This window comes from Alphaproteobacteria bacterium (genome assembly GCA_018063245.1).
In the GTDB taxonomy this organism is placed as follows: Bacteria; Pseudomonadota; Alphaproteobacteria; order JAGPBS01; family JAGPBS01; genus JAGPBS01.
Genome location: JAGPBS010000051.1, coordinates 1 through 15,491, shown reverse-complemented (window position 1 = coordinate 15,491; position 15,491 = coordinate 1). Strand labels below are relative to the sequence as shown.

The following is a 15,491-nucleotide window of genomic DNA, read 5'->3' as shown; positions in this document are numbered from 1 at the left end:
TTTCCTGGGAGGCTATCCTTAATTGCTTCCCATTGGTCATCCCTTAAATCATACAACTTTCAACTCCTTTTCTTATTATTAGAAGTTCAGTATATCATAAAAAAAATTAAATGTCGACACTACCTAGGCGTCCTGCGACTGTCTGTAGATATTCTGCATCATGTTTACCGGCAGCAACAGCGTAAGCAAGCAATGTTTGGCTAAATTGATGGCTATAGTGATGCATTGCGATGAGAGCATGGAAGAGGTTTTCAATCTTAATCTCTGGGTCCTCGAGATGAAGACGTTGATAAAGGTCTTCATATGCCTCAGTGTAGCCAGTTTCAAACAAAGCTTGCATGACATAATAAGTTAATTTTGCATATTGTGCCGCAGGCTCTAAACGAATCAATTTATGTGCCATAGGTAAATCACTGGGCTTGTCTCCTTTTTGGATCTGTCTTGTCACCAGCTCTACTTTCCGTTGATCGGAAATAGAGGGAATGCTGAGAACAAACCCTAAATGACTCCTGACGAGTTCTCCTGACTTTTTATTTTTATACTCCTCATGAATTGACGTTGCACGGTAATGATCTTTTTCTAGAATAATTTTATGCAGAATCTCATCACAAAGGCTTCTATTTTTATCAAACAGAGCAACTATCACTTTTTGCACAAAAGGGAAGGTCTCGTGGACTCCCGTTCTGCAAAGGATTTTGATAACCTTGCGTAATTTACTTTCTTCCGGTAAGTTCATGGCTTCAATTTCATTGAGGATGTTCTGACATGCTCTTTCTAGCTCGTCGGCCATTGGGTTCAATAGAGGTAAATAGCTGGCCTCACGATTGAACAATAGATCAAAGGCTAGCAAATGCCCGGCCCATTCATGACCTTGTTCTGCTGCTCTTGTCATGAAGGTATGGGCTTCAGCTTTGAAGGCTGCTGTTTCACCCACGTTCTGATTTGCTTCAGCTGCTCTTACATTTTGATAGGCGAAATAGGCTCTGTGATACAGTGCCATGGGAGAATGCTCAAACTGTTCAAGTTGACGTGCTAATAATTGAGCGCGTGCAGTATCTGCAGGGAAAATAAGATCACCCTTAAGGCCGTCTGATTGAACTTTGAGTAAGATTGACAACGCAATCGGATGTCCGCTTTGTGCAAGTGAGATCAATGCTTCAAGTGCTTCTGGCGTCCGTGGTTGAGTCGGTTTTATGATTGAGAGAAACTTGTTTAAATTCCCGATTGGTGAGTTTACGCTTGTCATGTCTCCTTGGGTGTATTTCCCATGGAATGCATCTGATAATTTAGAATTTTTAACAGGTGGGCGCTCATGAGTATAAAGTGGAACATTTTTAGTCCCTCTTAGAAAGCAGAATGCAATGCTTACAAGGCGATTTGTTAGTTCAAATGGTCTATATTCTGAGCGATGAAGGCGTATAAGGTCTAGAATTGAGGCTTCAAGTCTCTCCTGTGGTGTTTCAATGAAAAAAGTTCTTTTCTCAACAAGACGTGATTTGAGTTCCTTATTTGTTTTAAGGTGGCGGCTGATTTCATCTAACCCAACAGGATGCTGTGTGAAATACCGGAGAGTGGGCTCATCTTGCCTGACGCCATCTGCGACATTTTTCAGAAATGTCGGTGCATCGCATACCTCAGGGCGCTGATAAGGGTTGTTAATAAGATTGGTCATCAGGGCTTCAATTTCAGCTGTATATGGTGGCATTTTTCTCTCCGTGTGATTTAAAAATAATCATTGTTAGTCATCTTGCGGTGACTATAATGAAAAAGAAGAGGAATATCAAACGAAAAATAATTGATTTTAATCAATTTTTGAGGCAGAGATCTTGAGCTGTTTGATTTTACGAATATCGGCTTCTAGAATCTTAAATTCAAGGCAAAGAGTTTGTTTGTTTTTGGTCTGAAAGTCGTATTTAAGAATCTCACCCCGAAGCGGAATCCGCCCAGCAATCGCAAAAACCACGCCGCCAATGGTATCAACATCTTCAAAGTCATCTTCTTTTGAGAGATCAATGTTGAAGTGATTTTCAAAAATCTCGGTGTCAACGCGGCTGTCAGCAATCATTGATTGATTTTTAAGAATGCGGTGGGTAGGGGAGATGTCCATATCATGCTCATCTTCAATCTCACCAACGATTTCTTCAACAATATCTTCGATTGTAACAAGTCCATCGATGCCGCCATATTCGTCGACAACCAAAGCCATATGAAGTCGCTCTTTCTGCATTTTCACCAAAAGATCAACAACTGGCATAGAAGGGGCAATGATCATCAAAGGGCGGATGATGGATTTGAGATTCCGCTTGTTGCGTGTTGTTTTGGCATGTTTGATAAAAAAGGCCATGAGATCTTTGATATGAATCATGCCGATGGCATCATCAAGCGTTTTCTTAAAGATCGGCAGGCGGCTGTGCCCTTGTTTGATGAATTCTTGAAAGATTTCATCCATTGGCATGTCTATATCGATAGCATGAATATCTGCCCGCGGTACCATAATATCAAAGACGCGAAGTTCATTAAGCTTGAGGATATTGATTAAATAAGCACGTTCATCCTGCAGGGTAGATTGAGGATCTTGGCTTTCTTCGATGAGTTCTTCAATTGTTTCACGCAAAGATGTTTCAGGTTTTTTCTGAAAAAGAGATGTAAACCACGAGAAATATTCAGACATTTATGTTCTTTCTATTGATTCTTCTTATTATATCAAATTGTATGACTTTTTTCATAGGGATTTTTGATCCCGAGTGTTTTTAAGATCTCAATTTCAAGAGATTCCATGGCTTCTGCTTCTTGATCATCAAGATGATCATAGCCCAATAAGTGCAAAAGGCCATGAATGATAAGATGAGTCAAATGATCATGCACAGATTTCCCCTCATGATCTGCCTCGCGCCAAATGGTTTCATGCGCCAAAATCAGATCGCCGAGCATTAAAGGTTGATCTGGCAGCAATGAGGCTGAGTCAAATAGATCATCCATCGGGAAAGACAGGATATTTGTTGGCTTGTCCTTGCCACGGTATTCATGATTGAGCTCTTGAATGGCCGCATCATCGGTGAGTAAAACAGAGATTTGAATTTCTGTCTGAACATCAGGACAAAGCTGATGTTTTTGCAAATAGTCAAAGGTGACCTCAAAGAGCTTTTGGTAGAAAGAGATACTGGCAAAATCAGTCTTTTCCCAAAACGAACTTTCAATTGATAGCTGCGTTGTGACTGTCATCATTTGCTCTTTTTGGCAACTTCATCATCATAGGCTTCGATGATTTTTGCAACCAGAGGCAATCTAACAACATCCTTGGATGAGAAGGTTATGAAGCCAATATCCTCGATATTTTTGAGGATGCGCAGGGCGTGAACAAGGCCAGATTCAACGCCATAAGGCAGATCGACTTGCGATGTATCACCATTGATGACAATCTGTGAGCCTTCACCCGGACGGGTCAGAAACATTTTCATTTGCATGATTGTTGTATTTTGAGCTTCATCCAGAATAATAAAAGCATTGCTGAGTGTTCGGCCACGCATATAGGCAAGAGGGGCCACTTCAATCATGTTGGTTTGCATGAGCTTCATGATTTGCTCACCGGGGAGCATGTCGTGAAGTGAGTCATAAAGAGGCCTCAGGTAAGGATCAATTTTCTCTTTAAGATCCCCAGGTAAAAAGCCTAATTTTTCACCAGCTTCAACGGCAGGACGCGTCAGAACAATGCGTTGCACTTTTCCTTGCAGAAACATTTCAACAGCTTTGGCAACAGCAAGATAGGTCTTCCCTGTACCAGCAGGTCCCGTTGCAAAAGTCATTTGATGCTTGTTGAGAATTTTGACAAAATCACCTTGCTTGTGTGATTTTGGCATAATAAAGCCTTTTGCTGTGCGAATGGCATTTTCTTTTTTGTGGAGGCTTTGTAAATCGTGCTGAGGGCCACCAGCTAAGGTGATGCGAATCGCAGCTTCCACATCGATGATTTCAAGCTTGCCATTAAGGGCGATTTTTTCCCAAAGAAAGAGGAGAATTTCACGCGCTCTTTTTGCATTTTTTTCAGAGCCGATGATGGTTAAAAGATTGCCTCTTGTGAGAATGGTTACATCAAGAGCGTTTTCAATGAGTCTTAAGTGAGTGTCATGAAGGCCGAATAGCTTGGCAGCTTTTTCGTTGTCGTCGAATTCAAGATGAACTTTATAATCGCCTTTTGTATTGTTCAAAGTAGACTCCTTTTTAGAGTTGTTATTCTACCTTAATGATACCATGTAAACTACGTTCGTTGGCAAGATCTATTTCAACGTCGATAATTTTTCCTAAAAGCCGCTCTGCGCCTGTAACATTGACAGATTGCATCCAAGGAGAGCGACCATTTAGCTGACCTTCTTTATGGCCAAAGCGTTCAAAAAGAACAGGAACAGTTTTTCCAATAAATCCGTGGTTATAAGCCAATTGCTGTGCATCAAGTAATTGTTGCAGGGCCTCTAGGCGTTCTGTTTTGATTGTTTCTTCAACCTGATTTTCCATGATCGCTGCAGGTGTGCCTGGTCTTGGACTATATTTGAAAGAATAGGCTTGTGCAAAATTGATGCGTCTCACTAAATCGAGCGTATCGGCAAAATCTTGATCTGTTTCGCCAGGATATCCAACGATAAAGTCAGAAGAAACCGCAAGATCAGGTCTTGCTGCTTTGAGATCATCAATCACTTTAAAATAGAAGTCACGCGTGTGTTTTCGATTCATGGTTTTTAAAATGCGATCAGATCCGCTTTGAATTGGCAAGTGAAGGTAAGGCATAAGCTGCGGCACATCACCATGGGCTTTGATAAGCGCTGCATCCATATCGCGCGGATGCGATGTGATATAACGGATGCGCTCAACGCCATTTATATCTGAAATTGCATAAATCAGGCGGGCAAGTCCCCATGTGCTTCCGTCTTCAGCTTCACCATGGTAGGCATTGACATTTTGACCTAAAAGATGAACTTCTCTTGTACCTTCAGCAACGAGTCTTTTGATATCATTCAGGACTTGAGCAACAGGGCGTGAATATTCGGTCCCTCTTGTGTAAGGGACACAGCAAAAGTGACAGAATTTATCGCAGCCTTCTTGGACTGAAACAAAGGCAGAAATTTTTCCAGATCGGCTTTCTTCAGGCAGGTAGTCGAATTTTGAATCAGCAGGAAAGTCAGTGTTTACAATACGGCGCGCTTCCTTTGATCTCAGTTTTGCAAGCATTTCAGGCAAATCTTGATAGGTCTGTGGTCCAAAAACCATATCAACTACAGGTGCTCTGTTGATGATTTCTTGCCCTTCAGCTTGTGCAACGCAGCCACCAATGGCGATGATTTGACCTTTGCCTGCATTCCCGCGCTTATCTTTTGCCTTTTTGAGCCTGCCAATATCTGAATAGACCTTTTCCGTGGCTTTTTCGCGAATATGACAAGTGTTTAGAATAACAAGATCAGCGGTATCTGAATTATCTGTAATATTATAACCATGAGGTTCAAGCAATTCAGCCATCTTCTCACTGTCGTAGACATTCATCTGACAACCATAGGTCTTGATAAAAAGCTTTTTCTTTTGCGTTGCTGAATTTGTCATGATCGTCCAAAATAGTGAGTTATATAGAATTACTTATTTTTGCCAGAAACAAAAATAAAATGCAAGCGAATAGAGTGTGTGACAAGCGAATAGAGTGTGTGAGTTGTTCTTTGTATACAGTATCATATCATTGTAATTTGTAGAGTCGTCATTCAGAGCCACCTCTCTAAGAGGTGGCGTGGAATCTCTTCAAACTATCTATATAGACTGCAGTTATTTTTTGTGTCCTGGAGACTCCACGCCCTCCTTTTAGGAGGGCTCTGAGTGACGGCTTTTGAAAATTCTTATAGCGCGGTTTGATATCTTGAATAGATATGAGTCTTACTTACAGCTTCTCATCTTCATCATCGAGAAGGAAAAAGTCACGTGAAGGCTTTGGTGTTAGATCATCATCGCCTTTCAGAAAATCAGGAATGGTGTCAAAACGATCAAGATCTCCTTCTTTTTTGGGCTCATTCTCAAAGAGATTTCCTTGTGATGCTGGACGCCTGCGACGAGAGTCAGATTCTTTTCCTGACCGAGGCGCTGCTGCTGCCTCAGGCGCTTGGTTGTTTGAGTCGGATGGAGCAGGGCGCTGACGTCTTGTATTGTTTGGGCCACGAGAATGACGCTCGGATGCACGTTCTGCCGCTAGATTCATTTGCTCTTGTTTGACATCAACATAATCACCAGGATTTGTGTTTGGTTGTTCGTCATTTTCAGTAACAAGTGGGCGTCTTTGTGGTGAAAATGATTGATCTTCATTTTTAGAGACAAAGCCATTGTTTGGAACATTTGGCTGCTGATCTGATCCTGCTTGTTGTTGTGGCTGTTCAGGTTCTTCAGAGAAATAATCATTATATTCATCTTGACGACGTGTGATGGATTCTTGCGGAACGCCAAATGAGCTTAAAAGTCTAAAATAGTGGTCTGCATGCTGGTAATAACTTTCAGCAAGAACGCGATCGCCTGAACCCTGTGCTTCACGGGCAAGGCTTGCATATTTTTCATAAATTTGAGTGGCTGTTCCTCTGATTTTGACGTCAGGACCAATTGAGTCTAGAACTGAGTTGCGATTTAAAGTGCCGCCTTGTGATCTGCGTCCATGTCCTTGGTTTTGAACATTATGTTGCTGGTGGCGTCCACGCCCGTTGTTACGGCGTCCTGGTGTTCCTTGTCTCATGCGAAGAATTGCCTCATTTCCATTGTAAGTTAAGTTTTATCTATTGCTTTTCGCTCTTATTTTCAACTCTAAAATTAGTCCTGTTTCTGAACTGATCTGGAGTGATCGTTCTAGATTTACATTTGGTCAATATAGTCTCTAGGTAAATCAAGACAGTTGATCGTAACATTTGATCCTTTTTGGTTTCATTTATTTGTATGAAACAAACATGTCTTTGAAAAAATGCTTCCTAAAAAGAAAAGCTTATAAGATAAGTATAGATGAGTTTGTTCAGCCTGTAAAGTTATTTTTCAGTGGGTGGGCGTAATTTTTTGACTATTTTATCGAGCATTGCATGGCCGACTTTAGATTCTTTTTCTGGAAAAAGAGCGCCTAAGACTGAAATATATTCAGCAATAATAATATTCTCGTGCAAATCATGATGATAGAGAATTTCATAGACTGCAGCTTCTAGAACAAGATGAAAGAGGATGCCTAGATGATATTCATTTGTTGATTCTTGATAATGAGCCTCAACAATTGGTGCCAAGATTTTTTCTTCACGCGCAACGCCCATAAGGATATCACGGAATAAATCAATGTTGAATTTGATATATTCATCGCCATCAATCTCTGCACCTCTGCGCAAGGCCAGAAATTCTAGAAAGATTTCAGCTGGATCCCCATTTGTCATTTTCCATTGATAGAGAGCTTGTACCGCTGCTAAGCGAGAGGCGCTTTTTTTGGCGCGGGTGGAAATCTTTTGATTTGGTACGTCGGACATTTCATAAACTCTGTTCGTTATAGAAAGAAGGGGAAGAGACTTTATGCACTTTATTTTGAAGAAAGTCAAGATTTTCCGACAATCAAAATGTACTCTTAATAAAAGGAGCTGCTTTTTGATGGATAAAGTCAATCAATCCATTATCAGCACCGCAGTGCGGAATAACTTTTTCAAGAATAGCTGCATGATACGTTTTAAGCCAGTCTTTATCTGAGGGCGTCAGCAAAGAGGCATCAATGAGTGCCGCTTCAAAAGGAACATGCGTTAATGTTTTAAAATGATAGTAGCCAGGTAAAGTGCCATGCGGTGCGACATAAATCAAATTTTCAAGTCGAATTCCGTAAGCACCCTCAAGATAAAAACCAGGCTCATTTGAGAGAATCATGCCCGGTTGAAGAGGTGTTGTTGATGATCTTTTGGCAATCCGTGCCGATCCCTCATGAACACTGAGATAGCTTCCAACACCATGACCAGTGCCATGCGCATAATCTAACCCATGAGCCCAAAGAGCCTGACGGGCAAGAGTATCGAGATTCTCACCAAAAGTACCAGCCGGGAAAACGGCCTGTGAGAGCGCAATCGTGCCTTTTAAAACCAATGTGTAATGTTTTTTCATTTCAGCTGTGACGTGAGCAGGCTTAAAAGTAAAGACGCGTGTGATGTCTGTTGTGCCTTCATAATATTGTCCGCCACTATCCAGTAAAAACATGGAGTCTCGATTGAGAGGGCGAGAGGAATCAGGGCTGACACGATAATGAATGATGGCCCCATTGGGGCCAGAGCCTGAAATCGTATCAAAACTATTGTCTTTAAACTGAGGGTTTAACGATCTGATTTCATGCAATTTTTTTACAACTTGATATTCGTGAACATTATTTTGTTGTATGATAATTGTATCTTCTAGCCATTTCCAAGCTCTACATACAGAGACGGCATCCCAAAGATGAGCCATTTCAGTTCCCTTGATCTCAGTTGCATTTTTGCACAATTTGAGAATTTCAGCCGGATCCGATCCAACAATCCATTCAATCTGATTTTTTTGAAAGAGATCAGCCATATAAACAGAGAGATGCGCCTTGTCAGCTAAAGTGCGGGCAAAGGCTTTGTGATGGGTTCTAAGATACTCAGCTATTGATTCCAGAGATTGAATGGTTACAAAATCAGGCAAAGCCTTTGTGAGGCTTTCAGTCATTTTTGCCTTTTCAACAAAAAGAGTGACTTTTGCATCTTTTGTGATCAGGGCAAATGAGAGCAGAAGAGGGGTGTTTGGCACATCATTGGCTCTGATGTTCAAAAGCCATGAAACTGTATCTGACTCAGTGATAAAGAGAGCATCACATTTTTGAGCCTCAATCTTGAGCGCAAGGCGATCGCATTTCGAGCGCACAGATTCACCTGCGAACTGGATATTATGTTCATGACAGGTGAAAGATGTCGCAGCTGGCCTATCTTGCCAAACAGCATCAATCGGATTCGATGTGAGAGCTTTAAGGGTAAAAGCGCGATCAAGACATAACTTTTCGTAAGCAGCTTTTTCAGCCATGTTCATAATGCGTGGGTCAAAGCCAATGATGCTGCCCTTGGGAGCATTTTTGCTGAGCCATGCATGTGGTGTCATTTCACTGAAGTCATAGATCTCATAGCAATCGGTTGAGACTTCGCCCCGGATTTGCAGACGATAGCGTCCATCTGTGAAGATAGCAGCTTTCTCAAGGCCAATCACTGCATAGGCATTTGATCCCGTAAAGTCTGTTAGCCATTCCAGCCGCTTGTGATGATTGGGCACATATTCAAATCCATACTCATCGAGAAGAGGCAGAAGGTAATAGTCAATAGTTTCTGTTCTGAGCAGGGCTCTCAGCGCCTTTAGCTTTGATTCTGACGTTTGTGTCGACATGGGCAACTACGCCTTTGCAACTGGCACAGCAATGAAGAGAAGACTTCCTTTGCGTTCAATCAAGAGCAGAATGGATTTGCGGCCATCTTTTTGGATGCGTTCAACTTGAGCCATTAAGTCTTTTGGTGTTTGAACAGCCATCATGCCAGCCTCAACAATCACGTCACCAATATGAAGCCCTTTTTCTGCGGCAGGGCCTTTTTCATGGAGTTTTGTGATAACAACGCCTTTGCTTTCAGTTGGAATCTTGAATCTTTCTTGAAGCTGCGCTGTGATTGGTGCAACATCGAGTCCTAAAACATCAACTTTTTCAGACTGAGAGATTTCTTGAGGCTGAGGCTCTTCTTGAATATCCTTTTTCATGGCTTCTTCAAGCTCACCCAAGGCTACACTGGCCTCAATCATTTTGCCTTGACGCCAAACACCAAGTTTCGCAGTGCTATTGATTTCAGACTCAGCAACCAATCGTTGTAATTTACGTGTGTTTTCAACTTCTTTGCCATTGAAGGTCATGATAACATCACCCATTTTCAGACCTGCATTGGCAGCAGGGCCTTTGGCAACAACATCCCCAATCAGAGATCCTTTTGTTTGTTTAAGGCCAAGTGAATCTGCGATGTCTTCCGTAATATCTTGAATACGAACACCAAGCCAAGCACGCTTTGCGTGGCCAAATTTTTCAAGTTGACTGATCACGATTTTTGCAGAATCAGAAGGAATAGCAAAGCCAATACCAACAGATCCATTCGTTGGAGAGAGAATCGCTGTATTGATCCCGATCACTTCACCTTTCATGTTGAACATAGGTCCACCAGAGTTTCCTTGGTTGATGGAAGCATCTGTTTGAAGGTAATCAATATATGGGCCTGTTTTAATATCGCGTCCACGGGCAGAAATAATACCTGCCGTCACTGTGCCGCCGAGTCCAAAAGGGTTGCCGATAGCCAAAACAAGATCACCAACCCGCATTTCATCACTTACGCCCCAAGTAATGGCAGTGAGCGGATGATTCGTATCGATTTGGAGCAGGGCAAGATCTGTATCAGTATCAAAACCTAAAACTTTTGCATCAACTTCTGTACCATCCTGAAAGATCACCAAAACTTGATCAGCATCTTCAATCACGTGGTTATTGGTCACAATGAGCTTTTTATCAGTATCAATGACAAAGCCTGAACCTAAGGCGCGTACTTGGCGTGGTTGCCCTTGTCCTTGGTTGTATCGATCAAAGAATTCTTTGAAAAAGTCATCAAATGGAGAACCTTCAGGAAATTGAGGCATTTCAGATCCAGGCTGTTGAGGCTTGACTTCAATGGTTTGAACGGTGGAAATATTGACAACAGTAGGCGTCAGTTTTTCAGTTAGATCAGCAAAACCTTGCGGCGGAATTTGCGCATCAGCGATTGATGAAAAGAATCCAATAGATAATGCAACGACAATATGTGTAAGTTTCAAGGCTTTAGACTGATACATGGTGATCTCCGTTATATGCTTTCATTATCTTATGGGGTTTTTGATCAAAAGAATAGACTAATTGTTTGGGGCTTTCGTTTGAAGGGCCAGAGCGTGAAGTTCGCCTCCCATTTTGCCTTTGAGGGCAGCATAGACCATTTGGTGCTGCTGAATGCGGCTTTTGCCAATGAAGGCGCTCGATTCAATGTGGGCTGCATAATGATCGCCATCACCGGCCAAATCATCGATTTGAATTTTTGCATCTGGAAAAGCTTCTTTAAGAAGGGTTTCAAGGTCGTTTTGAGAAATAGCCATCTGTTCGGGCTCCGCTTATGATTGTGGTTTTGAATTTAACATAATTTCAATGCGAACAAGCATTTTACGTAATTCATGCAATGAGTCGCTTGCAGCTGTCTTTGTATCATGAGAGGGATTCTTTTGCCAAGACATAAATGATGTCGTGAAAGTGTTTGTGACATTTGTCAGTCGATCAGTGAGTTCTGCTGGTGAGACGGTTGGAGAAGCAGGAGCCGCTGCTGTTTGTACCGGTGGTGCGGATCTGCTGAGGTGCAGGGTGCCAGATTGTACAGAAGGATTAGGAGCCGCGCCTGATGCAGAAGGCATGCCTCTGGTTTTAGTCATCTTCATAATGTATGAGAGACTCTCGATCGTGCAATCATAAGCATCAGCAATGCTTTGAAGGTTATCACCTTCGCTGATTCTTTTTAGAATTTCGGGCCAGAGTTCTTTTGGGACTTTGATACGTCTTTTAGATCTTGTGGTAAACATGTTTTATGAAATGATCATGATAAGGTTATAGGGAGGTTTTTAGTATAGTCATCGATTCCTTTCAAAATGGTTGATAGCTTTGAGAAAGACTACCGGCAACCAAATACCATCCATCAACCAAAACGAAGAAAATAATCTTGAAGGGCAGAGAAATCATGACAGGCGGAACCATCATCATACCCATCGACATCAAAACAGAAGCGACAACAATATCAATAATCAAAAAGGGCAAGAAGAGCATAAAGCCAATCTCAAAGGCTCTGCGGAGTTCGGATATGATAAAGGCTGGAATCAAGCTTTGAATCGGAACTGATTCGATATTTTCAGGCTTTGGATGATCACCAATATCAAGGAAGAGCAAGAGATCCTTTTCTCTCACATTTTTGAGCATGAACTTTTTAAAAGGGCCAGCTGCAGCATCAATGCCTTCCATCGTCTCCATCTCGCCGCTTATAAGGTGCTGTATGCCTTTTTCATAAGATTCTGTAAAGACAGGCGACATAATATATCCTGTTAAAAACAAAGCAAGGCTGATTAAAACTGTATTGGGCGGAGACTGCTGTAATCCAAGGGCGCTGCGTAAAAAGGATAGAACAACAATGATCCGCGTAAAAGAGGTCACCATAATCAAAATTGATGGCGCTAAGGACAGAATTGTCAGTAAAAGCATAAGGTTGACAACTTGACCGGAGATGGATTCATTCCCCTTGCCAAAATTTAAAGATAAGACCTGTGCAAAGCTCGATTGTTCAAAAGAGGTGAGAAACAGAAAAAGAGCAGAGCAAAAAATCGCAAGTTTAATTTGCTTTTGATGAAGGCTCAGGGCTTTGATAAAAGAGTGATTGAGGGTCATTGTTATTGTGATGCTTCAAAATGAGGTTCAGTTTTTTCAGCTTTAGCACTGAATTTGCTTGATGCTTTCGATGCTTTTTGGAGTGTTTTTTCAAAAAGGCTCTCGTCATCCTGGATATTGGCTTCAATGAGAATATCTGTATGTGGGCCTAAAAGAAGGAGATGCTCAACATCATCGCGTCGGATCATAATGAGCCTACGTTTTGGATCAATGGCTTGGACTTCAACAATGGAGGCACGTTTGTTTTTTGAGCGCACTTTTTGAAAGCTGCCACCGATGCCCGATTTGCGCATTGTCCAGAGCCCAAAGGTCAGGAGCGCTAAGAGAAATACCATTCCGAGAATGAGTCTGATGACGAGTTGTGAGTCGAAGAGTTCAGGTGACATGGTCTATTGCTTTCTTTTTTTATTTTTCAAAGTCTGTTGTATAAGAATTTCTTACCGTCACTCAGAGTCCTCCTTTAGGAGGACGTGGAGTCTCTACAATCTTACCATAATCATTGTGCTAAGTTGTTGAGTTTTGAGATTCCACGCCACCCCTTTGGGGGTGGCTCTGAATGACGGGGATTAGAATTTCATGCCAACATTCAGTTGTATAGATTTCTTTCTTTTTCAAAAATACTAGCACTGTTTCTAATGCCTGTAAAAACTTTCTTTATACTTTTGTCTTTTTTCATCTGCAAAATGATGTTTACGATTTTAATATTCTGTTATTATTCATTAATTTTTTATTGACAAGTTTTTGAAAGGTTGAGATCATCTTGTTTTGAAAAGATCTGAATGGTGAAGTTCAGACTTTTAGCTGACTTTACAAAGTAAAGAAATTATTTTAAATTTTATTGAATTTATATTAAATATGTGATATGATCAATGTATAAGTTTGGAATTTAAAAACAACAACATAATGAGGAGTGCACCATGACTGGTCCAATTGATGAATCAAAAGTACAAGGAAATGAAGTTTCAGTTAAAGAGCCTGCACCACGTTTTGGAGAGAGAGCATTGAGTCTGGTGCCAGATGCAGCCCGCGTGGAAAGAGGACGTGGACATTTTGATGAGATGCTCGCCGTTGTTCCTGCAGCGATTGAAAGCAAAGAATCAAAAGGACTTTTAGGCAGAGCGATGGATCTTGTCACAGCAGCACCGGCTGCGGCAACAAAAGCAATGGAAGCTGGCGCAAAATTATGGGATGCGGCTGAGGCGAAAAGTGCTAAGGCAGGCTTAGAAGCAACCAAGGAGCTTGCTGAGGCAGGAACAGTTTTAGCTGATCTATCAAAAAGCGTTGGTCTTGATAAAGCTGCAGAAAAAACAGCAAGCCTTGTGAAAGAGACCATGTCTGGTGGTCTATATACAAAAGGTAAACTCAAAGCGGCTGACCTGACGAAAGAGAACTTGCTTGATGATGATTTATTTCAAAATTTGACTGAAAAATTTGAGTCTGATACAACCACAACGAAAGAAAAGGGTTCTCGTGGTATGTTAGCTGGTGCTTTTGGTAAAATGGCAAGAGCTTTATCAGCAAATGATACTGCGCGGAAAAATCTGACAGACAAATTAGCTAAGAACACATATGCAGTACGTGCATTGGATTTGCTCAATGTACCAAGACGCAGTAAAGTCGCTGACGTTTTAACCAAAGCACAAATTGATGCAAAACCAAATGCAGAAGATATCAAAAAGTTTTTGGGTCTGGCACCAGCTGATAAGCGTGATTATCAATTACTCAAAATGAAAAGTGGTGATTATTTCTTTGTGCCAACAGCAGCTAAAGATGAAGGCAAAGAGATTGTGTTCTTCCAGAATGTAGCGTCTGGTGTTTTTAGTGTGATTCCTCTTGATGGGTCAACCCCTCCAATGAGACCTCGTAATTCAGTTGCAGAAGCAGCTGTCTTATGGGCATTTGGGGAAGGTGATTGGAGCGCGGTGAATGATCCTGCTCAAGGAGAAGAGAAGCTCAATAAACAAATGGGGCTGGAAAATCAGCTGACTGAGCTTGCCAAAAAGACAGAGAGTCTAACACTTGAAATGCCTGTCCTTGAAAAAAATCTTGCTGACGTTGAAGGTAAGTTGAAAGACAAAAAATTACCGGTTGGTTACACGCAAGCTTTAACAGAGATGCAAAAGCATCTGGCTGCTGAATTAAAAGTGATGAAGTTTGATTTGGGTCAAATTGAGCGTGAGATGGAACAATTAACTCAGGTTTTAGCATTGTTTGAAGGTAGTGTTTCAGCAGCGCCTCTGATTGAGCCAAGGGCATCTTCTGTTATCATTGAGCCAGTTGTTGATTTGCCACCACCAGTGCTTGATGATTTACCACTACCACCACCAGTGCTTAGTGATGCGCCATTGCCACCACCACCAGCGCCTGTTGTTGATTTGCCACCTCCCGTTTTGGATGATGTTCCGGTTCCGCCAGCAATGCCAATGGCGCCGCCAATGCCGACCGCTCCACCGGCCCCTCCAGCGATGCCGGCAGCAAGACCAGCACCAGCAGGTGAAAGAGGAGCGCTTCTGGATGCAATTCGTGCAGGTAAGACATTAAAGAAAACAGAAGGGGCTGAAGCTCAACCAGCTGCTCCTAAGCCAAATCCGCAACAGTCATTGCAGGATGCGATAAATAAAAGACGCGGCGTTGTTGAAGAGTCTGATTCAGAAGATGAAGATGACGGCAAGTGGAATTAATGGCGTGTTGTCTTGTTGCTCGTCATGAGTGTGTGATCGTCATCGCTGTAAAGGTCACATAATTTGTTGATGAAAAGATGAAAATACCGTCACTCAGAGGGCTCCTGCGGGAGCCCGTGGAGTCTCTGCAGAATTGCACTCAGTTGTTAATTAGATGAGATTCCACGTCGCCTCTTCAGGAGGCGACTCTGAATGATGGTATGGACGCCTATGATAAAATTAGATTTATCAACGGCTTCACTTAATAGTAAACTATGAAGGAGCCACAAAAATGAACCAAACAGGCTCATCATTCATAAAAAAAGGAA

Annotated in this window: 14 protein-coding genes; 1 reads left to right on the top strand and 13 read right to left on the bottom strand. The window is 41.9% G+C overall.

What is annotated here, in order from left to right:
• Positions 1-106: 106 nt before the first annotated feature.
• The 13 genes from KBF71_07445 to KBF71_07385 form a co-directional block, all read right to left on the bottom strand.
• Entirely contained in the window at positions 107-1,705 is a 1,599-nt protein-coding gene (locus tag KBF71_07445; GenBank protein MBP9878145.1) for a hypothetical protein, read from the bottom strand.
• A 96-nt stretch (positions 1,706-1,801) separates the two neighbouring features.
• Positions 1,802-2,671: an HlyC/CorC family transporter gene (locus tag KBF71_07440; GenBank protein MBP9878144.1), complete on the bottom strand. Its 870-nt coding sequence runs from the start codon at positions 2,669-2,671 to the stop codon at positions 1,802-1,804.
• A 32-nt stretch (positions 2,672-2,703) separates the two neighbouring features.
• Positions 2,704-3,222, bottom strand: a complete 519-nt coding sequence (gene ybeY, locus KBF71_07435; protein ID MBP9878143.1) for an rRNA maturation RNase YbeY — start codon at positions 3,220-3,222, stop codon at positions 2,704-2,706.
• On the bottom strand, positions 3,222-4,205 hold the full coding sequence (locus KBF71_07430; GenBank protein ID MBP9878142.1) for a PhoH family protein: 984 nt from the start codon (positions 4,203-4,205) through the stop codon (positions 3,222-3,224). Before KBF71_07430 ends, ybeY begins: the two co-directional genes overlap by 1 nt.
• Before the next feature lie 22 nt (positions 4,206-4,227).
• A complete protein-coding gene (gene miaB, locus KBF71_07425) occupies positions 4,228-5,586 on the bottom strand; it encodes a tRNA (N6-isopentenyl adenosine(37)-C2)-methylthiotransferase MiaB (GenBank protein ID MBP9878141.1) in 1,359 nt (452 codons plus the stop codon).
• Positions 5,587-5,911: 325 nt separating this feature from the next.
• Complete coding sequence (locus tag KBF71_07420; GenBank protein ID MBP9878140.1) at positions 5,912-6,748, bottom strand: DUF4167 domain-containing protein; 837 nt, start codon at positions 6,746-6,748, stop codon at positions 5,912-5,914.
• A gap of 283 nt (positions 6,749-7,031) precedes the next feature.
• Positions 7,032-7,511: a hypothetical protein gene (locus KBF71_07415; GenBank protein ID MBP9878139.1), complete on the bottom strand. Its 480-nt coding sequence runs from the start codon at positions 7,509-7,511 to the stop codon at positions 7,032-7,034.
• Between the two features lie 82 nt (positions 7,512-7,593).
• Positions 7,594-9,408 carry an aminopeptidase P family protein gene (locus KBF71_07410; protein MBP9878138.1) on the bottom strand — a complete coding sequence of 605 codons (1,815 nt, stop codon included), beginning with the start codon at positions 9,406-9,408 and terminating at the stop codon, positions 7,594-7,596.
• Between the two features lie 6 nt (positions 9,409-9,414).
• Complete coding sequence (locus tag KBF71_07405; protein ID MBP9878137.1) at positions 9,415-10,881, bottom strand: Do family serine endopeptidase; 1,467 nt, start codon at positions 10,879-10,881, stop codon at positions 9,415-9,417.
• Positions 10,882-10,938: 57 nt separating this feature from the next.
• Positions 10,939-11,175 carry a BolA family transcriptional regulator gene (locus KBF71_07400; GenBank protein ID MBP9878136.1) on the bottom strand — a complete coding sequence of 79 codons (237 nt, stop codon included), beginning with the start codon at positions 11,173-11,175 and terminating at the stop codon, positions 10,939-10,941.
• Positions 11,176-11,190: 15 nt separating this feature from the next.
• Positions 11,191-11,649, bottom strand: coding sequence for a hypothetical protein (locus KBF71_07395; GenBank protein ID MBP9878135.1), 459 nt, complete (start codon positions 11,647-11,649; stop codon positions 11,191-11,193).
• A gap of 61 nt (positions 11,650-11,710) precedes the next feature.
• Entirely contained in the window at positions 11,711-12,502 is a 792-nt protein-coding gene (gene fliP / locus KBF71_07390) for a flagellar type III secretion system pore protein FliP (protein MBP9878134.1), read from the bottom strand.
• Positions 12,503-12,504: 2 nt separating this feature from the next.
• Positions 12,505-12,837: a FliO/MopB family protein gene (locus tag KBF71_07385; GenBank protein MBP9878133.1), complete on the bottom strand. Its 333-nt coding sequence runs from the start codon at positions 12,835-12,837 to the stop codon at positions 12,505-12,507.
• Between the two features lie 582 nt (positions 12,838-13,419).
• Between KBF71_07385 and KBF71_07380 the strand changes: the two genes are divergently transcribed.
• The gene (locus KBF71_07380; GenBank protein ID MBP9878132.1) at positions 13,420-15,183 is read left to right on the top strand and encodes a hypothetical protein; all 1,764 of its coding nucleotides are present in this window, start codon (positions 13,420-13,422) and stop codon (positions 15,181-15,183) included.
• Positions 15,184-15,491: the final 308 nt, after the last annotated feature.